Origin of the sequence: Mycobacterium xenopi (assembly GCF_009936235.1) — a bacterium.
Taxonomy (GTDB): Bacteria; Actinomycetota; Actinomycetes; order Mycobacteriales; family Mycobacteriaceae; genus Mycobacterium; species Mycobacterium xenopi.
In genome coordinates this window covers 3,794,061-3,812,778 of record NZ_AP022314.1, presented here as the reverse complement: position 1 = coordinate 3,812,778, position 18,718 = coordinate 3,794,061, and the positions used below count along the sequence as shown (strand labels likewise).

Annotated in this window: 22 protein-coding genes and 3 pseudogenes; 13 read left to right on the top strand and 12 right to left on the bottom strand. The window is 64.9% G+C overall.

Features of this window, described 5'->3' with window-relative positions:
• Nucleotides 1–258: 258 nt before the first annotated feature.
• A pseudogene (locus MYXE_RS18110) lies at nt 259–411 on the top strand (IS607 family transposase); the annotation flags it as partial.
• A gap of 30 nt (nt 412–441) precedes the next feature.
• On the opposite strand, the gene MYXE_RS18105 reads toward MYXE_RS18110, so the two are convergent.
• Nucleotides 442–1,335 (bottom strand): IS3 family transposase, encoded by an 894-nt coding sequence (locus tag MYXE_RS18105; RefSeq protein ID WP_085196336.1) that lies wholly within the window; start codon nt 1,333–1,335, stop codon nt 442–444.
• On the bottom strand, nt 1,332–1,622 hold the full coding sequence (locus MYXE_RS18100) for a transposase (protein WP_085196334.1): 291 nt from the start codon (nt 1,620–1,622) through the stop codon (nt 1,332–1,334). Before MYXE_RS18100 ends, MYXE_RS18105 begins: the two co-directional genes overlap by 4 nt.
• A 40-nt stretch (nt 1,623–1,662) precedes the next feature.
• Here MYXE_RS18100 and MYXE_RS18095 point away from each other — a divergent pair.
• Nucleotides 1,663–1,841 (top strand): annotated as a pseudogene (locus MYXE_RS18095) (recombinase family protein); the annotation flags it as partial.
• Nucleotides 1,842–1,853: 12 nt separating this feature from the next.
• Here MYXE_RS18095 and MYXE_RS18090 read toward each other — a convergent pair.
• Complete coding sequence (locus tag MYXE_RS18090; RefSeq protein WP_112650268.1) at nt 1,854–3,257, bottom strand: IS110 family RNA-guided transposase; 1,404 nt, start codon at nt 3,255–3,257, stop codon at nt 1,854–1,856.
• Between the two features lie 233 nt (nt 3,258–3,490).
• Here MYXE_RS18090 and MYXE_RS18085 point away from each other — a divergent pair.
• Nucleotides 3,491–3,754, top strand: a pseudogene (locus tag MYXE_RS18085) (recombinase family protein); the annotation flags it as partial.
• 255 nt (nt 3,755–4,009) lie between these two features.
• Here the strand turns inward: MYXE_RS18085 and MYXE_RS23650 are convergent.
• Complete coding sequence (locus MYXE_RS23650; protein WP_085193128.1) at nt 4,010–4,285, bottom strand: hypothetical protein; 276 nt, start codon at nt 4,283–4,285, stop codon at nt 4,010–4,012.
• 251 nt (nt 4,286–4,536) lie between these two features.
• On the opposite strand from MYXE_RS23650, the gene MYXE_RS18080 reads away from it, so the two are divergent.
• Nucleotides 4,537–6,645 (top strand): catalase, encoded by a 2,109-nt coding sequence (locus tag MYXE_RS18080; RefSeq protein ID WP_085193127.1) that lies wholly within the window; start codon nt 4,537–4,539, stop codon nt 6,643–6,645.
• A complete protein-coding gene (locus MYXE_RS18075; protein WP_332102146.1) occupies nt 6,642–7,322 on the top strand; it encodes a phosphodiesterase in 681 nt (226 codons plus the stop codon). Before MYXE_RS18080 ends, MYXE_RS18075 begins: the two co-directional genes overlap by 4 nt.
• A gap of 19 nt (nt 7,323–7,341) precedes the next feature.
• On the opposite strand, the gene amaB is transcribed toward MYXE_RS18075, so the two are convergent.
• Complete coding sequence (amaB, locus tag MYXE_RS18070) at nt 7,342–8,862, bottom strand: L-piperidine-6-carboxylate dehydrogenase (RefSeq protein ID WP_085193125.1); 1,521 nt, start codon at nt 8,860–8,862, stop codon at nt 7,342–7,344.
• Entirely contained in the window at nt 8,859–10,109 is a 1,251-nt protein-coding gene (gene hglS / locus MYXE_RS18065; protein ID WP_161552115.1) for a 2-oxoadipate dioxygenase/decarboxylase, read from the bottom strand. The genes amaB and hglS overlap by 4 nt, the downstream gene beginning before the upstream one ends.
• A gap of 30 nt (nt 10,110–10,139) precedes the next feature.
• On the opposite strand from hglS, the gene MYXE_RS18060 reads away from it, so the two are divergent.
• The 3 genes from MYXE_RS18060 to MYXE_RS18050 all read left to right on the top strand — a co-directional run bounded on the left by MYXE_RS18060 (nt 10,140) and on the right by MYXE_RS18050 (nt 12,489).
• The gene (locus MYXE_RS18060; protein ID WP_003919147.1) at nt 10,140–10,592 is read left to right on the top strand and encodes an Lrp/AsnC family transcriptional regulator; all 453 of its coding nucleotides are present in this window, start codon (nt 10,140–10,142) and stop codon (nt 10,590–10,592) included.
• 33 nt (nt 10,593–10,625) lie between these two features.
• Nucleotides 10,626–11,954: an L-lysine 6-transaminase gene (lat, locus tag MYXE_RS18055; RefSeq protein ID WP_003919146.1), complete on the top strand. Its 1,329-nt coding sequence runs from the start codon at nt 10,626–10,628 to the stop codon at nt 11,952–11,954.
• Nucleotides 11,955–12,102: 148 nt separating this feature from the next.
• The gene (locus MYXE_RS18050) at nt 12,103–12,489 is read left to right on the top strand and encodes a hypothetical protein (protein WP_003919145.1); all 387 of its coding nucleotides are present in this window, start codon (nt 12,103–12,105) and stop codon (nt 12,487–12,489) included.
• Here the strand turns inward: MYXE_RS18050 and usfY are convergent, their stop codons facing one another.
• Nucleotides 12,490–12,801: a protein UsfY gene (gene usfY, locus MYXE_RS18045; protein ID WP_003919144.1), complete on the bottom strand. Its 312-nt coding sequence runs from the start codon at nt 12,799–12,801 to the stop codon at nt 12,490–12,492.
• Nucleotides 12,802–13,114: 313 nt separating this feature from the next.
• Here usfY and istA point away from each other — a divergent pair, with 313 nt between their 5' ends.
• From istA to istB, 3 genes are read left to right on the top strand one after another with little or no spacing between them, the layout of a single operon-like run.
• The gene (gene istA, locus MYXE_RS18040; RefSeq protein WP_332102248.1) at nt 13,115–14,425 is read left to right on the top strand and encodes an IS21 family transposase; all 1,311 of its coding nucleotides are present in this window, start codon (nt 13,115–13,117) and stop codon (nt 14,423–14,425) included.
• Nucleotides 14,368–14,670 carry a hypothetical protein gene (locus MYXE_RS25125; protein WP_332101922.1) on the top strand — a complete coding sequence of 101 codons (303 nt, stop codon included), beginning with the start codon at nt 14,368–14,370 and terminating at the stop codon, nt 14,668–14,670. Before istA ends, MYXE_RS25125 begins: the two co-directional genes overlap by 58 nt.
• A gap of 5 nt (nt 14,671–14,675) precedes the next feature.
• The gene (istB, locus tag MYXE_RS18035; protein ID WP_039890060.1) at nt 14,676–15,494 is read left to right on the top strand and encodes an IS21-like element helper ATPase IstB; all 819 of its coding nucleotides are present in this window, start codon (nt 14,676–14,678) and stop codon (nt 15,492–15,494) included.
• Here istB and MYXE_RS18030 read toward each other — a convergent pair.
• The 4 genes from MYXE_RS18030 to MYXE_RS23815 all read right to left on the bottom strand — a co-directional run bounded on the left by MYXE_RS18030 (nt 15,462) and on the right by MYXE_RS23815 (nt 16,885).
• Nucleotides 15,462–15,902: a phage holin family protein gene (locus MYXE_RS18030; RefSeq protein WP_085196773.1), complete on the bottom strand. Its 441-nt coding sequence runs from the start codon at nt 15,900–15,902 to the stop codon at nt 15,462–15,464. The genes istB and MYXE_RS18030 overlap by 33 nt on opposite strands.
• A gap of 127 nt (nt 15,903–16,029) precedes the next feature.
• Nucleotides 16,030–16,275, bottom strand: a complete 246-nt coding sequence (mbp1, locus tag MYXE_RS18025) for a microaggregate-binding protein 1 (protein WP_003919142.1) — start codon at nt 16,273–16,275, stop codon at nt 16,030–16,032.
• A gap of 134 nt (nt 16,276–16,409) precedes the next feature.
• Nucleotides 16,410–16,601: a hypothetical protein gene (locus tag MYXE_RS18020; protein ID WP_085196752.1), complete on the bottom strand. Its 192-nt coding sequence runs from the start codon at nt 16,599–16,601 to the stop codon at nt 16,410–16,412.
• Between the two features lie 134 nt (nt 16,602–16,735).
• Complete coding sequence (locus MYXE_RS23815; RefSeq protein ID WP_169714209.1) at nt 16,736–16,885, bottom strand: hypothetical protein; 150 nt, start codon at nt 16,883–16,885, stop codon at nt 16,736–16,738.
• A gap of 82 nt (nt 16,886–16,967) precedes the next feature.
• Here MYXE_RS23815 and MYXE_RS18015 point away from each other — a divergent pair, with 82 nt between their 5' ends.
• Together MYXE_RS18015 and MYXE_RS18010 are read left to right on the top strand one after the other, a co-directional pair.
• Complete coding sequence (locus tag MYXE_RS18015; protein WP_003919139.1) at nt 16,968–17,402, top strand: ATP-binding protein; 435 nt, start codon at nt 16,968–16,970, stop codon at nt 17,400–17,402.
• Nucleotides 17,399–18,187, top strand: a complete 789-nt coding sequence (locus MYXE_RS18010) for an RNA polymerase sigma factor SigF (RefSeq protein WP_085196750.1) — start codon at nt 17,399–17,401, stop codon at nt 18,185–18,187. Before MYXE_RS18015 ends, MYXE_RS18010 begins: the two co-directional genes overlap by 4 nt.
• Here MYXE_RS18010 and MYXE_RS18005 read toward each other — a convergent pair.
• Complete coding sequence (locus MYXE_RS18005) at nt 18,158–18,613, bottom strand: STAS domain-containing protein (protein ID WP_232061645.1); 456 nt, start codon at nt 18,611–18,613, stop codon at nt 18,158–18,160. The genes MYXE_RS18010 and MYXE_RS18005 overlap by 30 nt on opposite strands.
• Nucleotides 18,614–18,718: the final 105 nt, after the last annotated feature.

Genomic DNA, 18,718 nt, shown 5'->3' with positions numbered 1-18,718 from the left:
CGCCTCAGGGAGCCGGTGAACGACCTAAACATCGTGGGTTTCGACGTCCTCTCGCCAAGGATGACCGACTATGTCTGCGCTGCAACGCCGAAGGGTCACACCGCGGCCTGCCACACGGAGGCATCGACAAGCGGTCCGTGTAGAAGCAATTGGGCTGGCCGGGCAGCGAGCGGCATTACGGCTCGCCAGTGTTAAGGGTTGTGAACTGTTGTGTGTCGAGTGTATTTAGGTGTGCGTTAGTGTGTTCTAATTGGCGGCGTGAATCTGGCGGATTGGGCTAAGTCGGTTGGGGTGAACCGACATACGGCTTATCGCTGGTTTCGGGAAGGGGCGTTGCCGATGCCCGCGGAGCGGGTTGGCCGGTTGATCCTGGTGAAGACGGCCGCATCGGCGTCGGCCGCGGTGGCGGGTGGGCTTCCCCTGAAATCGTGGAGGCGTTCTCTATGCTGCCTGCGACTGGTTGGCAGCGATCTTTTCGTACTCGATTGGCGGCAGCAAGCCGGCGGAGCTGTGCCGACGTTGAGTGTTGTAGAAATCATGGCACCAGGCCGTGATGACGGCGCGAGCCTGAGCCTTGGTGGCAAAGTGATGCCGCGAGAGGACCTCGTGCTGCAGGGTGGAGAAGAACGCCTCGCTGGCGGCGTTATCGAAGCATGACCCGACACGTCCCATTGATTGGCGGATGCCCAGGCGCCGACACAGTGCAGTGAAACTACCTGCAGTGTAAGTCGATCCGCGATCAGTATGGAAAATCACGCCGTCGATCACGTTCTTTCCACCACGCACCGCGACAGCCATCTTGATCGCATCGCCGGCCAGCTCGGCATCGGGGTGATCCGACATCGGACACGACAGCAAACGCCGCCCACACAAATCCAGGACCGAAGCCAAATACAGTTTGCCCTCGTCGGTGGGGATCTCGGTGATATCGCCGCACCATTTACGGTTGAGCGCCGAGGCGGTGAAGTCACGCCACAGCAGGTCGGCGAACGTGGGTGCCGTCTTATCCTGCTTGGTTAACCCTCGTGGCCGCTTGGGCTTGCGCGCGGCCAGCCCCTGCCGGCGCATCGAGTCGGCCACGGTGTTCACGCTGACCCGCCACCCCTCCTCGCGCAGATCAGCGTGGATACGCGGCGACCCGTAGGTGCGTTTGGAGCGTTCGAACAGCTCGCCCACCCGCGTATCGAGCGCGGCGCGGCGGCACTGGCGCTCGGTGGGCTGGCGGTCCAACCACTTGTAGAACCAGGACACGCTCACCCCCAAGATCGCGCAGCACACCGTGTGTGGCACCCGGTGCAAGGTCCTCTGGTCGGCGATGAAGCGGGCCACACTCACCTCGTCGCCTCCTTTACCCACAGGACCACGGATCGCTTGAGGACATCACGCTCCATGCGCAACTCGGCCACCTCGGCGCGCAGCCGCTTCAACTCGGCGATATCACCGCTGGAAAGCCCCTGCGTGCCTTCACGTTCAGCGCGATCCTTGGCCACCCAATTACCCAGGGTGCCCGGATGGATTCCGAGGTCTCGGGCCACCTGGGCGATCGGCTTACCGGTATCCCGGACGATCCGTACCGCTCCCTCCCGAAACTCCTGATCGAACTTCCTACGTGTCTCTGACATGCCCTACCTCATAGTGCATGCCTCCACACTTTCGGGGGATTTCCCGGGAGTGGTGCTGTATGCGCGGGTGTCCAGCCATGATCGGCGTTCGGATTTGGATCGTCAGGTGGCGCGTCTAACCGCGTGGGCCACAGAGCGTGACTTGGAGGTGGGCAAGTGGTGTGCGAGGTCGGTTCCGGCCTGAACGGTAAGCGACCCAAGCTGCGGCGCATCTTGAGTTCCTAACTGAAGTCAAGCCACTTGTGGGCTCGTCGTAGGCTTGGGTTTAGCGGGCTGGGATGTTGGAGCGCTTGGCGACTCCTGTGACGCCTGGCCCGCCTTATTGCGGCGCTTGTGCATGAGTTTGTGGCGGGCGTGGTCGCGCTGGCGGGGGTCGAGTTGGTAACGCTGTTTGATGATGACGCGGCCTTGGGATTCTGTAATCGCGGTTCCGTCGATGTCGCGCAGTTGGTAGCGCTGTCCTGCGCGCATGCAGGTGGCGATGCGGGTGACCAGCATGGTGGCAAGGTGGCAGATCGCTGAGTCGTGGTGGCGGTCCCCGGCCATCAGACGCTGGTACTTTGCGGCAAATTGGGGGTCGACTTTGCGTGCCTGATCGGCTGCGGTGTAAAGCATTTCGCGCAGTAGTGGGTCGCCGGCCTTGGTGATCGACGATTCGGTCTTGACCACCCCTGATTGGCTGACTTTCGGGATTAGTCCGGTGTAGGCGCGGATCGCCGCAAGCGAGGTGGACCGGTGCGGGTCGCCGATCCGGCCGGCGATGACCGCGCTGATGGTGGGGCCGACGCCGGGTGCGGACGCGACGATCCCCTGCGGGTCGGCGTCTGTGTAGAGGTTGGCGATCCGCTCGTCGATCGCTTTGATCTGACGGGTCAAAAACAATGCTTGTTCGGCCTCGTGGGCGATATCGGCGGACAGTTCGGCGAAGTCCATCCCATCGGTGCCCTCGACATTCCATAGGGCGAGGGTTTCTCTGGCTGCGGCGATTAGGCCGGCGGCATGCTCGTCACGCCAATTGCCGCGGGACCGCGTGGCAAGGAACCGGGCCAGTCTGGCCTGGCCGAGCCGGATCACTGCGTGCGGATCGGCGTAACGAGCCAAAAGTTCCAGCGCGGCGTTACCGTAATTCGAGCCCAGTACCGCATACCAGGTCGGTCCCAGCAGCTCGATCAGCGCGTCGAGGCGGGCGTAGACCGCGGTGCGGGGCTTGACCATAGTGGAACGCTGCTTGACCAGCCGCCGCAACGGATTAGCCGGCCCTTGGCCGGAATACTCACGCAGCCCATCAGGATGCAGCAGCGGCAGCCGGGCCAAAAGCTCCGAGTCGATCCGGTCGTTCTTGGCGTGCTTGGAGTAGTACTTGCGCAGGTCAGCCGACTGCGTGGTCGGCACCATCACCACCTTCGCGCCGCGCCGGCGAAACCACTCGGCGATCACGATCCAGGCGTTTCTGGTGGGCTCTAGGACCACCGTCAGCTCGGCCGGATCCTCGACACCCGCATCGGCCCACACCCGCTCCAGCTCCTCGGTGCGGGTCATGAACTTACGACCCCGCCACACCGTCTTGCCGTCACGGGACAGCGTCGCTTGATGCGCAGCCCGAACCGCAACGTCGATCCCCAACGTCAATGTCACTGTAAAACCCTTCTGCCACTGGCTCTTTCAGACCACCAGGTGACTGAGCGCCGCGGCCACGGCCCAGACATTCTCTAAGCAGGAGTCCACACCCACCGGCTGGCTCCAAGTTCCCGAACAAGGACACCGCACGACCAGACACCGAAGTCCACGGGAGGCCGCTCAAACTTCAGGGATCACCACGTGTCCCAGTCGGACCCTCGGACCTGCCCGTGGACTCACACAGAGGCTAAATGTCGGATCCTGATGCGAGAGTGATCGTTGTGGAGCATCGGGATCGGCTGGCGCGCTTTGGGGTGGAGCACCTGGAAGCGGCGCTGTCTGCTCAGGGCCGGCGGATCGTGGTCATCGATCCTGGTGAGACGACCGATGATCTGGTGCGTGACATGATCGAGGTCTTGACCAGTATGTGCGCTCGGCTATACGGGCGTCGCGGTGCTCGCAACCGGGCGATGCGTGCGGTCACGGCGGCCAAGCGTGAGCCGGGGGCGGCTTGAATGATCGTCAGGATGCGCACCTGTGCTCAGGCCGCGAAGGTGGCCGAGGCCTGCTCGAGGCGCACAACTCCGCCAGACGCCCTTGCAGCGCCGAAAGCTGCTCGTGAAACGAGCTTCTCATATTTGAGGATTGGCTTGCGTTGCCCGAGGTAAACGTCACCTCTGCTATTTAGGCTACGCGCAGAAGCACGCTCGGGTGCAGATCGTTTGATCTGCACACCGCGCAGGGAAGTGTCGACTAAGCAGCGCTGCCGCTCACGTGGCGGCAGCTGCGTGCGTGCATATCCTGCGTGCATGGTGCGGCCAGCGGCGCCGAACCAGGGTCGACGACCCAGCAGCCAGCATGCGAAAGGCATTCGGAAAGATTTCGCTGACGGTCAAATAGGCGGCGCTGGCCCCAGAGCCAGCCAGGAAGAAACACAACGCCGCCCAACCGATGACCACCCGCCGATGAAACCGCGACCAGGGCAGCCGGTCCAGCCGCGCCGGCACCTGGGTGGTGATCGTGCCGGTCTGTACGTCGGTTGCCATCACAGACCGTCCCTGAGTGTGCACGGCGAACCTACCCGCGAAGGCGTGCCCGTGCTGATCAATGGCTAACCGAAAGCGACGAAGGGACGATCATCCTCACCGAACTGGCCAAGTAGCTGCTGGCTGTGACTTCCAGCGTTGTCGGTACGCGCACCCGCGTGGCCCGCCGACGCCCGTCGCAGCTCAAGACTCCGTTTGTCGAGCTGGCTCAGGGGTTACCCCATCTTGGAATCCCCATCGAGAGGTAGGTCATGGCAGCCAACGACGACAACGCAAAACAACAACAGTTAGACCGCTACCGGCTCAAGCGGGCGAGCGGGTACCTGACAACCCAGCAAGGTGTTCGGGTCGACCACACCGACGACGCGCTGACCGCCGGTGAGCGTGGTCCCACGCTGCTGGAGGACTTTCACGCCCGGGAAAAGCTCACCCACTTCGACCACGAGCGCATCCCCGAGCGCGTGGTGCATGCTCGCGGTGCGGGCGCCTACGGCTACTTCGAGCCGTACGACGACTCGCTGTCGGAGTACACAGTTGCCAGGTTTTTGACCACCCCGGGCAAGCAGACACCGGTGTTCGTGCGGTTCTCCACGGTGGCAGGCTCCCGGGGCTCGGCCGATACTGTTCGCGACGTGCGGGGCTTCGCGACGAAGTTCTACACCGATCAGGGCAACTACGACCTCGTCGGCAACAACATGCCGGTGTTCTTTATCCAGGATGGGATCAAGTTCCCCGACTTCGTGCACGCGGTAAAACCTGAGCCGCACAACGAGATTCCGCAGGCTTCCTCGGCGCACGACACGCTGTGGGACTTCGTGTCACTGCAGGACGAGACGCTGCACACGATCATGTGGCTGATGTCGGACCGGGCGCTGCCGCGCAGCTACCGGATGATGCAGGGCTTCGGGGTGCACACCTTCCGCCTCGTCAACGCCCGCGGCGAAGGCACATTCGTCAAGTTCCACTGGAAGCCGCGCCTGGGTGTGCATTCGCTGATCTGGGACGAATGCCAAAAGATCGCCGGCAAGGACCCTGACTACAACCGCCGCGACCTGTGGGAGGCCATCGAGGCCGGCCAGTACCCGGAATACGAACTCGGTGTGCAGTTGGTACCCGAGCGCGACGAGTTCTCCTTCCAGTTCGACCTGCTCGATGCCACGAAAATCATTCCGGAAGAACAGGTTCCGGTCCGTCCGGTGGGCAAGATGGTGCTCAACCGTAACCCGGACAACTTTTTCGCCGAAACCGAACAGGTGGCGTTCCACACGGCCAACGTGGTGCCTGGCATCGACTTCACCAACGACCCGTTGCTGCAGTTTCGCAACTTCTCCTACCTTGACACGCAGCTGATCCGGCTGGGCGGCCCCAATTTCGCCCAGCTGCCGGTTAACCGGCCGGTCGTTGACGTACGCAACAACCAGCACGACGGTTATGGCCAGATCGCCATTCCGCAAGGCAAAACCAGCTACTTCAAGAACTCGTTGGGCGGCGGCTGCCCAGCACTGGCAAACGAAGATGTGTTCCGGCACTACACCGAGAAGGTTGACGGGCATAAAATTCGCCAGCGCGCCAAGAGCTTTCAGGACCACTACAGCCAGGCCCGCATGTTCTGGAAGAGCATGTCGGCGGTGGAGGCCGAACACATCGTGGCCGCCTTCGCTTTTGAGCTGGGCAAGGTGGAGGTTCGCGAAATCCGCCCCCGCGTGGTCGACCAGCTGAACCTGATTGACCACAAGCTGGCCGCCCGAGTGGCCGGAAAGCTCGGCCTGCCGGTCCCCGACGAGCAGCCCGTGGACGACAAGATGCCCGCCTCACCGGCGCTCTCGCAGCTGAACACCGCCACCGACAGCATCGAAACCCGCAAGATCGCCGTGCTCGCCGCGAACGGAGTCGACGTGCGCGGCACGGATCGTCTGTTGCGGGCCATGCGCCAGCGTGGCGCCATTCCAGAAGTGCTGGCACCGGTCGGCGGCGGCAGTTTGACCGGCGGCTCGGGCGGTGAGCTGGCCGTCGACCGTGCGATCAACACCATGGCGTCGGTGCTGTATGACGCGGTGATCGTGCCGTGCGGGCCCGATTCGGTCGCGGCCCTCTCCGATGACGGGTACGCGGTGAATTTCGTCACCGAGGCCTACAAGCATCTCAAGCCGGTGGGCGCGTTCGGCGCGGGGATCGAGCTGTTACGCAAAGCCGGGGTTGCCGAGCAGCTCGCTGATGGACCCGACGTGGTGTCGTCGATGGGCGTGGTGTCGACGACCGCGGCCGAAGACAGCATGCCGGAGGAGTTCTTCGCCGCCTTCGCCTCGGCGCTGGCCAAGCACCGGGCTTGGGATCGCGATACCGCCACGGTCCCCGCGTGATCACGGTGAAGTTCCCCGACGTCGTCGCGGTGCCGTTGCAGTGGGGATCGGCGCTGCGCCATCGGCGGGTGTTTCACCCTGCTGGTGTCATGGCCGCCGGCCAGATCGAGCGACTCGCACCGCCCGATCAGGGGTTGCCGATCGGCTCGTGCGACGTGGTGGCACGCATCTCCAAGGGGCTCGGAACACCGGGTCGACTGCCCGACATCATCGGGCTGGCCTGGAAGATGCCGGCAACGGTATTCCCCCCAAGCGGTTGGGACGTGCTGTTGGCTTCAGCCGGGTCGGGACCGTTGACGCGGATGGCGCTGCGGCCGGCGACGTCGTGGGCGGCGTCCATGTCGAGCCTGATGCCATTGCGTTACAAGCAGCGGTATTGGTGGATTCGTGCCGAAATGAAAAGCAAGACAGAGCATCCCGGCGTGTCTTTGGATAGCATCAGGAAACACATCGACCACGGCGGAATCGAATTCACCGTCGAACAGGCCTGTGGCACAGGGCGATTCAAGCCGCTGGCGATCTTGAGCGTAGATCGCTGGCTAGCCGACGACCAGGCGCCCAATGTCGCATTCGATCCAACGATCCACTCGCCGCGCGACGTCACACCGGCGCCAGGCTGGCTGACCGATCTGCGCCGACGGGCCTATGACCGCAGCCGTGAGGGGCGTCGTGGGTAGACGTCAGGGCAGCTACTCGTCAGCCGAATTCCACGCCTTGGGCCAGCGGCAATTGCGACGAGTAGTTGACGGTGTTGGTGGCGCGACGCATGTAGGCTTTCCACGCGTCGGAACCGGATTCTCGTCCGCCGCCGGTCTGTTTCTCGCCGCCGAACGCGCCGCCGATCTCCGCGCCCGAGGTGCCGATGTTGACGTTGGCGATACCGCAGTCGGATCCGTCGATGAAACGCTCGGCCTCCCGGACGTCGGTGGTGAAAATCGCTGAAGAAAGCCCCTGTGGCACAGCGTTGTTCAGCGCAATGGCCTCGTCGAGTTCGTCGTAGGTCAGCACGTAGAGGATCGGCGCGAACGTCTCGGCTGCCACGATCGCGGTCTGCGACGGCATCCGCACCAGCGCCGGTGCAACGTAGTAGGCGCTCGCTGGCCCGATGTGGTGGCGTTCACCGCCGATGACCTCGCCGCCGTCGGCGCGCGCGTATTCGAGCGCCTTGACCATCTCGCGATAGGCCTGCTCACCGATCAGCGGACCGACCAGCGTGCCGTCAACTGTAGGGTCGCCGATCGGCAGCCGTCGGTAGGCGGCGGTGATGCGTGCCACCACCTCGTCGGCTATCGAGCGATGCACGATCAACCGGCGCAGCGTCGTACAGCGTTGCCCGGCAGTGCCAGCGGCGGCGAACACGATGGCACGCACGGCCAGCTCCAGATCGGCCGACGGCGTCACGATCGCGGCGTTGTTGCCGCCCAACTCCAGCAGCGTGCGGCCGAACCGTCGCGCTACCCGGGGACCAACCTGCTGGCCCATCGGCACCGAGCCGGTCGCCGACACCAACGCGACCCGGTCGTCATCCACCAGTTGTTCGCCCACCTCGGGGCCGCCCAGCAGCAGTCCGCTCACCGCGGGGGGAGCGCCGACAGCCGCGGCGGCCTGTGCGATCAGCGCCTGGCAGGCCAGCGCGGTCACCGGGGTCAGCTCTGAGGGCTTCCACACCACGGCGTCGCCGCACACCAGCGCCACCGCAGTGTTCCACGCCCACACCGCCACCGGGAAGTTGAACGCGGTGATCACCCCGACCACGCCCAGCGGATGCCAGGTCTCCATGAGCCGATGCCCCGGCCGCTCGGAGGCGATGGTGCGGCCGTACAGCTGACGGGACAAGCCGACGGCGAACTGGCAGATGTCGATCATCTCCTGCACCTCGCCCAGCGCCTCGGAGGTGATCTTGCCGGCCTCGACGGTGACCAGCGTGGCAAGGTCGGATTTGTGCGCGGAAAGTAGTTGACCCAATTGGGCCACCAATGCGCCGCGCACCGGCGCCGGTGTGACGCGCCACGTCGAAAAGGCTTGTGCTGCAGCAGCGATCGCATGATCGACGTGGGTGGGCGTGGTTGCCGCCACGGTGAATAGCACCTCGCCGGTCACCGGTGTGCGCGCCGGCAGCCCGTGTCCGCCCGGCTCGCCGAGCGAGATATCGGCGCCGATAACATCGAGTGCCCGGCGCACCCGGGCGCGTAATTGCTCGGTGCTCGGCAGGGTCATGCGGCCCCCTCCTGGGCATGTGCTTCATACAGTGCGTACGGGTCATAGATGGCCCGGTCGATCGCCCCGGCCAGCCATTCCACGCTGTATTGCGAATCGTCGGCGACTTGAGCGGCCTCGGCGTCGCTGTCCAGATTAGACCGAAAGATCCCAGCGGCTGAGGCCGGCAAGAAGTCCTCGTAGACAACGGGTTTCGACGGATCACCGCCGCGGTAGTAGGCCAGCCCTTGGGCTGCCATTTCGGCATCCGTGGACGGGAAATAGTCCAGCCACACCTGTGCCGGATCGGCCGCTGCCATCGCCGCGTCATAGCGTTGCCGACCCTTGGGCGTCAGCGCCACACCACGCGCCTCCACCTCACCGAACCGCACCCGTAGCGTTCCCTTTCTGATGGTCCCGTCGGCCAGACGAAACCGGCGTGGCTCGGCAAGTGCGCGAAAAGAAGTCTGCCGCAACAGCACAGCGGGACCGTCGGTGCAGGGCGGTCCCTGGATGGCATCGATCATGGTGACGCCGCGAGCGGTCATCCGGCGATACAGCTCATCGATGTCGAGCACCCGCGGGGTCAGGTGGTTGATGTGGGTGGAGGCGACGCCCGCGATATCGGCAGCCACCGCGGACACCTGGGAGAGCTCGTCATACCAGGCACGGTCGATCGGCTCGCGCGACAGCGCGAACGCCGCAACAGCCCGACCGACGAACTCGTCGGCCTCGTCGGCGGCGTCGCAACCCCCGTCCGCCGCGACCGCCCGGGCCCGCGCGATCAATGCCGGGTCGAACAATTGACGGCGCGCCAGAAAGGCTTCCACCCGGCGGCGCAGGCCGGCGTCGAAGAATCGGCGATCGCGCGTCGCCAGCATGGACGTGAACACCCGAAACGGGTTGCGGGCCAACTCCTCGGCGTCGATCGGACGAAAAGCAGTGGAGATCACCGGAATTGGCGACGCCGCGGTGCGCAGGTCGTAGTAACCGACCGGGACCATGCCGAACGCCGCGAACAGGTCGGCGACCGCGGCCAGTTCGGCTGGACTGCCCACCCGGATCGCGCCGTGCCGCTCCGCGGTGACCCGCGCCAAAGAACCGAGCCGCTCGGCGCCCGGGCGATGTGCCAGGCAGTCACGGTTGACCTGCGCGCTTACCTCGACCAGCGTGGTGTACGCGGGAACCTCGGCGCCATACATCGCCGACAGTGCGGCGGCGAATTTGGCCCGCAGCTGCCAGGTTTCCAACTTTTTCGCCCGGCTCATCGGGCCTCGGCACTGCGATACTCTCCGGCCATGGGTGACACGCTCGACGACATCGACCGGACTCTCGTGCGCCAGCTTGTCGCCAACGGACGCGCGACCCTCGCCGAGCTGGCCGCCAGCGCCGGCTTGTCGATATCGGCGGTGCAATCCCGGGTGCGCCGGCTGGAGTCCCGCGGCGTGGTGACCGGGTATTCGGCGCGGATCAATCCCGAGGCGGTGGGCAACATGCTGTCGGCGTTCGTGGCCATCACCCCTCTCGATCCCTCACAACCCGATGATGCGCCGGCCCGGCTCGAGCACATCGCCGAAATCGAGTCCTGTCATTCGGTGGCCGGGGAGGAAAGCTACATCCTGTTAGTGCGCGTGGAGTCCGCGCGGGCGCTCGAAGACCTACTGCAACGGATTCGGACGACGGCGAACGTCCGGACCCGGAGCACGATCATTTTACGGACGTTTTACAGTGGTCGCGAGTTCGTGCCGTAATATTTACGCTATCTAGCCAGCTATCATCGAGTTATGACTGTTCTGGCGCGTACCGGTCAGCCTCTTGCACCCGACCGCGTCCACGAGGTGCTGGCCCGCAGCATCCTGGTCGACGGCTTCGATTTCGTGCTGGACTTGCGCCGCTCCGCCGGCTCGTATCTAGTCGACGCCCGCGACGGACGGCGCTATCTCGACATGTTCACCTTCGTTGCGTCGTCGGCGCTGGGCATGAACCATCCGGCGCTGGCCGACGACGACGTGTTCCGTGCCGAACTGGCCGAGGCCGCGCTGAACAAACCCAGCAATTCCGAGGTGTACTCGGTGCCGATGGCCCGCTTCGTCGAGACGTTCAACCGGGTGCTGGGTGATCCGGCGCTGCCGCACTTGTTCTTCATCGAGGGCGGTGCGCTCGCGGTCGAGAACGCGCTCAAGGTCGCGTTCGACTGGAAGAGCCGACACAACCAGGCCCGCGGCGTCGACCCGGCGCTGGGTACTCGGGTGCTGCACCTGCGCGGGGCGTTCCACGGCCGCAGCGGCTACACGCTGTCGCTAACCAATACGGAACCAGTCAACGTGGCCCGTTTCCCGAAGTTCGAGTGGCCACGGATAGATGCGCCGTTCATTCGCCCCGGCGCCGACATGGACGCGCTGGAATCCGAATCCCTGCGCCAGGCCCGGGCGGCGTTCGAGGCCCACCCGCACGACATCGCGTGCTTTATCGCCGAACCGATCCAGGGCGAAGGCGGCGACCGGCATTTTCGGCCGCAGTTTTTCGCAGCGATGCGCGAGCTGTGCGACGAATACGACGCGTTGCTGATCTTCGATGAAGTCCAGACGGGTTGCGGGCTGACCGGAACTCCTTGGGCCTACCAGCAATTCGGCGTTGTCCCCGATGTGGTGGCATTCGGCAAGAAGACGCAGGTGTGCGGGGTGATGGCCGGGCGGCGGGTCGACGAGATCGCGGACAACGTGTTCAACGTGCCCCGGCGGCTCAACTCGACATGGGGGGGCAACCTCGTCGACATGGTCAGGGCGCGGCGCATCCTGGAAGTGATCGAAGCCGACGGCCTGATCGCGCGCGCTGCCGAATACGGCCGCTACTTGCGGGCCCGGCTCGACGAGCTGGCCGCCGAGTTTCCCGGACTGGTCCTCGACGTTCGCGGTCGCGGCCTGATGTGCGCGTTCAGCCTGCCGACCACCACCGACCGCGACGAGTTGATCCGGCGGTTGTGGCAACGCAGGGTGATCGTGTTGCCCAGCGGTTCCGACAGTGTGCGTTTCCGCCCGGCGCTGACGGTGTCGCGCGCCGAGATCGATGAGGCGGCCGAGGCCGTGCGCCACGCGGTGGAGGACCTCGCGTGAGCCGATCGGGGTCGGTTTAGCTGCGCTAACCGGCGGGTATCCGATAATGCTCTAAGCAGTCAGGGCCGGGGGCCGTCGGTACCGATGTAACTGATGCGCCGGATCAGACGATGGAATAAGAGCAACCCACGCAGGATAGTGATGGACTATGCAGAACCCGCGTCAGCATTCACGGGGCGACCACCTCGGTCACGAGGACCGGGAGGTTCAGGCCGCGGTGCGATTCGCGGTCTTGGCCGCAGTGACCGGCATCGGTTTCCTGATCGTGGCGGCGTTGTGGGTCAGCACGTGTAAAGGTGCGATGGCCGTCGACACGGTGGCCTGCGGGGCACCACAGCGGGCACTGCTGGCATTCGGCGCGCCCGCGATTTTGCTGGCGGCAGGCGTCTGGGCGTTCATTCGCACCTACCGTGTGTGGCGCGACCGCGGCACCTGGTGGGGATGGCAGGGTGCTGGCTGGTTTTTGTTGATGCTGATGTTGCTGACCCTGACGATGGGGGCACCGCCGATCGCCGGCCCGGCACTTGGCGGCTGATCAGGCGACGCGCTGGCCGGTCGGGCTATCGGAGTGCGCAGCCCGCCATTGCTCGTCGATGCGGATCACCCGGCGACGCTCCAAGATCAGCCACAGCGCTCCGTTGATGGTTCCGAGCGCGGCGACAAGCCCGGTGGTGGCGAGCCACTCGTAATGCCCGTACGCGGCGGCGGCCACCGTGCTGACCACCCCGAATATCGCGACGACCAGCAAGATGTGCCCGGGCCAAAACAGGTTGTCTTTCATGGTGATCCCGGCATGCGGCTGGGTGGTCCGGAAATAATCCGTCGGATCGTGATGCCTGTCTCCCACTACCTCTCCCCTCCTTCGTCGGGCGAGATAACAGTCGGATGCGCTACAGCAAATGCTAGTCACCGGTTAGGCCTGGTTGTCGACCGCCACGATGATGGGACCACCTTGAGCGGGGTTTAGCCAGTCGCATGGGACCACCCGTTTGCCAGTGATGGGACCACCGGCGTGTCGTACGTCCGGGGTCGCTCGATTACTGGGTCGGATCACTTCATGTCGATCGATGTGAAGGAGGTCCGCTGAATGTATCGGGAGGTTTCGGTGATCGAGGTACGTGAGTTGTTGCGGGTGTGGATGTCGGGGCGGCTTGCGCCGGGTGGCTGCGTTGGCCGGGGTGGATCGTAAGACCGCACGCAGCTATACGAATGCGGCGGCGCTGGCCGGGTTGGACCGCGGTGGTGCTCTTGATCAGCTCACCGATGAGCTGATCGGCGCGGTGATCGAGGCGGTGCGGCCGGACCGGCCGGATGGCCACGGCCAAGTGTGGGAAGTGTTGCGCGCCAATCACGATCAGATCGTCAAGTGGGTGGAAGAGGGCCTGACGGTGGTCAAGATCTGTGACCTGTTGGAGCGGCGCGGCACGGCGGTGCCCCAGCGGACGTTGCACCGGTACTGCACGCAGTGCACCGAGTACCGGGGCCGTCGCAGCGCTGGCACGGTGCCGGTGGTCGATGGTGAGCCCGGCGTGGAGTGCCAGATCGACTTCGGCCGGATGGGCAAGATCTTTGATGCCGAATCGGGGCGCAACCGAGTGGTGCACGCGCTGATCTTCACCGCGGTGTATTCGAGGCACATGTTCGTGTGGCTGACGTTTAACCAGACGCTGGAGGCGATTGTCGCCGGCTGCGAGGCGGCCTGGCAGTTCTTTGGCGGTGTCTTCAAGGTGTTGATCCCTGATAACATGACACCGATTGTGCCCAAGGCAGATTCGACCGATCCGCAGTTCAGTGTGGGTTGGACGGAGTACTCGCAGGTCCGTGGATTCTTCACCGATCCGGCCCGGGTTCGTCACCCCCAGGACAAGCCGCGGGTGGAACGTATGGTCCAGTACGTGCGGGGCAACTTCTTCGCCGGCGAAGACTTCGCCGACCTCGCCGACGCTCAGGCCCGAGCCCAGGTGTGGTGTGCCGGCAAGGCCGGCCAGCGCATCCACGGCACCACCTGTCAACGCCCGGCGGTGGTGTTCGCCGAGCGCGAGGCCGCACTGCTGCTGCCCGCCCCAGCAGCGGTCTACCAGGTGCCGATCTACGCTGAAGCCAAGGTGCACCGCGACTACCACATTCAAGTCGATCGGGCATTGTATTCAATCCCCGAACACCTTCGCGGGCAGACCGTTTCGGTGCGCGCCGACGGCGAGTTGGTCAAGGCGTTCCACGGCGGAAAGCTGGTCAAGACTCATCCCCGCCAGCCCGCCGGCGGACGTTGCACCGACCCGGCTGATCTGCCCGCTGACAAGACCGGCTACGCGATGCGGGACCTGACCCGGCTGATCGCCACCGCGGCGGCCACGGGGCTGATATCGGCATCTACGCCGAACGTCTGCTCGATCACCAGCTGCCGTGGACACGCATGCGCCAGGTGTACCGGTTGTTGGGGCTGGTCAAACGCTACGGCGCGGCCCCGGTGAACACCGCCTGCGGGCGGGCATTGGAGCTCGATGTGGTCTCGGTGTCCAAGATCGCCGCGATGCTGCACAAGGCCACCGAGAACACCCCAGCCGAGGCGCCGCGGGCGGCCACCGGGCTGGCTCCGGCCCGGTTTGCCCGCGACCCGGGTGAATACCGCAGCCAAGGCAGGCAGCGGCCCGACTGGATGAGCGTCATCGACGGCGGCGCCACCCCCACCGGTCGCAACGCAACCCAGGGGCTGTGATCGGCATGGCGACCAAACCTGTTGTCACCGACCCGATCTCGACTGACCTCAAGCGAGTGATGCGCCAACTCAAACTTGGGCGGATGCTCGACACCCTGCCCGAGCGGCTCACCTTGGCTCACCAGCGGCACCTGTCACACGCGGCTTTTTTGGAGCTGATCCTCGCCGATGAGGCCACCCGCCGCGACAACAGCTCAGCCGCCCGCCGCGCCCGCGAGGCCGGCCTGGATGCGACCATGCGCCTGGATTCCTGGGACGATTCGGCCGCCGTCAGCTACGACCGCACCCTGTGGACCGACTTGACCAGCCTGCGGTTTCTCGACGGCCCCCACGGCGCTCTGCTGCTGGGACCGGTCGGGGTAGGCAAAACGCATCTGGCCACCACACTCGGACACATCGCCGTGCGGCGACGCATCCCCACCCTGATGTTGCGTGCTGATGCAATGTTCAAGCGGCTCAAAGCATCCCGACTCGACAACAGCACCGAAGCCGAGATGCGCCGCCTGGCTCAAGTCCGGCTGCTGATCATCGACGACTTCGCCCTGCAGCCGATGGACGCTACCGCGACCGCCGACTTCTACGAGCTTGTCGTGGCCCGCCACCAGCGAGGCTCCACCGTGCTGACCTCCAACCGCAGCCCTGACGAATGGCTGGCCGTCATGACCGACCCCCTGCTGGCCCAATCCGCTGTCGACAGGGTCACCTCAACAGCGCATGAACTCATCATCGAAGGACAGTCCTACCGGCGCCGCCAAAAGCCCTCAGTTGACACCAGGCCGAACGACCGCCGATCATCGCCAGTGAGCCAAACAGGTGGTCCCTAGTTGCTGGCCAACCGGTGGTCCCATCCTCGTGGCAAATGACACCTGGTCGCGGACAAGCACCTCGGGCAGCAAAATCGCTCCGAGCGTCGTCACAAGCCACACCACCAGCGTCGCCGCAACCCAGGATGCCGCGCCCCGGATGCTAAACCCGTGGGTGAATGTCGAGGCGAGGCTCAAAGCGATGAGAGTCAATGCCAGGCCGACGCCGCCCAGGAGCAAAGACGCATACGCGCGCGGCAATTTGAAGATCCACCACGACAGAATCGCCTGCGCGACCGAAAACACCGCTACCGCAACGACGAATCCTGACACCGACAACGACACGTTCGGAACCACCCACGCCGCTACCAGCAATCCCGTCGCCCACGCTCCCAAAAGCACCACCGCTCGCAGCAGGACTCGGCTCATCGCGATGTTCATGGCAGTCAAGCGTAGGTGGTAGCACGGCTGGACGACGTGAGTCAGCCGTCTGGACGCCAAAAGGTCCAACCGTCTGCCGACGGTTGGACCTTTCGCAGGTGCGGCCGCTCGCCGTCTACTGCTCGCGCCGTTGACTGCTCTTTTGCCGCTGTTCTTCGATCTTGGCTTCGGCGCGGGCCTTTTCGGCTTCGGCCTCCTTGCGGGCTGCGTCGCGTTGGGCCCTGGCCTTGTCTTGTTGAGCCTGGCCTTCACGAGCCATTTCGCCGCGGCCGGTCACGGTGCCGAGGACTTCCTTGCCCAGGCCTTTGACGGCCTCGACGACGCCGCGGACCGCCTCGCCAAGACCACTCTTCTCGGTCATCTCTCTCCTTCGCTTGCCCAAATCTGTTAGGCCGTCCGCCCTTTGCTTGAGCGGGAGCAACGCGCGCACGCGCCGAGTCCCCGAGCGCTCTATAAGTTCCCTTCGCGGGAACGCGCCAAACGCGGGCGCACCCGCTATTCGCGGTACTCTTCGTCGTCTTCGGGGACTTCCTGCAGCTGTTCTTGCCAATCCGGTGCGTTCGCCTCCATCGGCGCGTCCGTCGAATCGACGGCGTCGGGCTCGGGCGCGGTTTCCTGGTTCTGCTCGACGGCATCGGCGACCGGTATCTCATCCGGTATTTCATCGGAAAGATTGCGGTCGTGCATCCCCCTCACCTACCCGTGGGCCTGCCCACCGAAACAACGACCCCGGAAATCCCTGGTTACAAATGGCGGTGAGCGGGTATGGACTGTGCACGATGATCAGTTCGCAGGTGGTCGGCTCTGTCGCGGTGCCCGGGTTATCCCATCATCGGCGACAAGATCACGAACGCGATGACATAGACGCCCACCGCAACCAGGATCAACACCACCACCGTGACGACCGCGATCAATGCGACTCGCCCGAGTCGACGGGCGCCGGCCTGGTCGGTTGTGTCAGCCTTGCCCATGGGGGCGGATTACCCGGAGGTGGTCATGACTAACCAGCTCGACAGCGGGGATAATCTCGGTCACACACTGCTGGGAGACCACATGACCGATGCCCAAGCGCGTGGTGAAAAGCAGCAACGAGGTGACCGCGCCGTCGAGCTCCGGGTCGCCGCGCGGCTGGAGAATCTGGCCGTCCTGCGCACCCTTGTCGGGGCGGTCGGCACGTTCGAAGACCTTGATTTCGACGCCGTGGCCGATCTGCGGCTGGCGGTCGACGAGGTGTGTACCAGGCTGATCCGTTCGGCCACACCGGATGCAACATTGGTGGTGGTGGTCGACCCGCGAGACGACGAGCTCGTGGTGGAGGCGTCGGCCACGTGCCAGACCTACGACGTGCTCGCACCCGGCAGCTTCAGCTGGCACGTCCTGACGTCGCTTACCGACGGCGTTCAGACTTTCCGCGACGGCAGCCAGCCCGAGGGCCCCGGCGTGTTCGGGATCAAGCTGACCACGCGACGGGCAGGCTCCGCCAGGTGACAGCGCGAGCTGTCGGCAGTTCTGGCTCACGACCAAATGAGTATGCCGACGTTCCGGACATGTTCCGCGAGTTGGCTAGCCTCCCGCCCCACTCGCCGGAAATTCAGCGGCAGCGCGACAAGATTGTGGAGCGTTGCCTGCCACTGGCCGATCACATCGCCCGCAGGTTCGAGGGCCGCGGCGAACCGCGTGACGACCTGGTGCAGGTAGCCCGGGTCGGACTGGTCAACGCGGTCGTCCGCTTCGACGTCGACGCCGGCTCGGACTTCGTCTCGTTCGCGGTGCCCACGATCATGGGGGAGGTCCGGCGGCACTTTCGCGACAACAGCTGGTCGGTCAAGGTGCCACGGCGTCTGAAAGAACTGCACCTGCGGCTCGGCGCGGCCACCGCCGACTTGTCGCAACGGCTGGGCCGCGCGCCCACCGCTACCGAGCTCGCCGACGAACTTGACATGGACCGCACCGAGATCGTCGAGGGGCTGGTTGCCGGCAGTTCCTACAACACGCTGTCGATCGATAGCGGCGGCAACAATACCGACGACGACGCCCGCGCTATCTCCGACACTCTCGGTGATGTGGACGCCGGTCTGGAGCGCATTGAAAACCGTGAAGCGTTACGTCCGCTGCTAGATGCGCTGCCGGAGCGAGAACGAACGGTGTTGGTGCTCAGGTTTTTCGAGTCAATGACACAGACGCAAATCGCCGAGCGGGTCGGCATCTCGCAGATGCATGTGTCGCGGCTGCTGGCGAAGTCGCTAGCGCGACTGCGAGACCAGTTGGAGTAGGCGCCGCGGCTCGCGCTGGTCGACCAGCATCACATCCGCCGAGTCGGCGATCGGCAACGCGTGCTCAGGGTCGCAGATCCGCAGCACCCGCGAGACCGCGCGGCTAGGCACTACCGCCCACTGCACATCGGCGCGGGCGCATCTCACGTTGATCGTGTGTAGCGTCGAAAAGCCAGCTGTCCCAAAGAATTCCACGCCTCTGAGATCTAAGATCACGAGCTTGGAGAAAGCGGCGCACTGCTGCACATAATCCGCGAGCTGACTGGCATTGGCGGCGTCGAGCTCGCCGTGCGCGACGACCGCCACGGCCGACGGCCCCCAATGGGCGGTGAAACGTGCGGTGCGGCTTTCCCAGGGTTGCGACGGAAATGCGGTGTCCACGCCGAGGGCTGCGCCCGCAAATCCCGCGGTTCTCACGACAGACATGGTGACTCCATCAGTCAACGAAAATTCGTCCTGTGGATCACGTCAAACAGAAGATGCCCTTACGGCAGGGATTCAGCCCCCTGCACGCCGTTGACGTTGTCCGGG

Coding starts and splice junctions, on each gene's coding strand:
- MYXE_RS18100 (WP_085196334.1), bottom strand. CDS start 1,622: ATGTCAGAGACACGTAGGAAGTTCGATCAGGAGTTTCGGGAGGGAGCG.
- MYXE_RS23650 (WP_085193128.1), bottom strand. CDS start 4,285: ATGGCAACCGACGTACAGACCGGCACGATCACCACCCAGGTGCCGGCG.
- MYXE_RS18080 (WP_085193127.1), top strand. CDS start 4,537: ATGGCAGCCAACGACGACAACGCAAAACAACAACAGTTAGACCGCTAC.
- amaB (WP_085193125.1), bottom strand. CDS start 8,862: ATGACCCTGCCGAGCACCGAGCAATTACGCGCCCGGGTGCGCCGGGCA.
- hglS (WP_161552115.1), bottom strand. CDS start 10,109: ATGAGCCGGGCGAAAAAGTTGGAAACCTGGCAGCTGCGGGCCAAATTC.
- MYXE_RS18060 (WP_003919147.1), top strand. CDS start 10,140: ATGGGTGACACGCTCGACGACATCGACCGGACTCTCGTGCGCCAGCTT.
- lat (WP_003919146.1), top strand. CDS start 10,626: ATGACTGTTCTGGCGCGTACCGGTCAGCCTCTTGCACCCGACCGCGTC.
- MYXE_RS18050 (WP_003919145.1), top strand. CDS start 12,103: ATGCAGAACCCGCGTCAGCATTCACGGGGCGACCACCTCGGTCACGAG.
- MYXE_RS25125 (WP_332101922.1), top strand. CDS start 14,368: ATGCGCCAGGTGTACCGGTTGTTGGGGCTGGTCAAACGCTACGGCGCG.
- istB (WP_039890060.1), top strand. CDS start 14,676: ATGGCGACCAAACCTGTTGTCACCGACCCGATCTCGACTGACCTCAAG.
- MYXE_RS18030 (WP_085196773.1), bottom strand. CDS start 15,902: ATGAGCCGAGTCCTGCTGCGAGCGGTGGTGCTTTTGGGAGCGTGGGCG.
- mbp1 (WP_003919142.1), bottom strand. CDS start 16,275: ATGACCGAGAAGAGTGGTCTTGGCGAGGCGGTCCGCGGCGTCGTCGAG.
- MYXE_RS18020 (WP_085196752.1), bottom strand. CDS start 16,601: ATGCACGACCGCAATCTTTCCGATGAAATACCGGATGAGATACCGGTC.
- MYXE_RS23815 (WP_169714209.1), bottom strand. CDS start 16,885: ATGGGCAAGGCTGACACAACCGACCAGGCCGGCGCCCGTCGACTCGGG.
- MYXE_RS18015 (WP_003919139.1), top strand. CDS start 16,968: ATGACCGATGCCCAAGCGCGTGGTGAAAAGCAGCAACGAGGTGACCGC.
- MYXE_RS18005 (WP_232061645.1), bottom strand. CDS start 18,613: ATGTCTGTCGTGAGAACCGCGGGATTTGCGGGCGCAGCCCTCGGCGTG.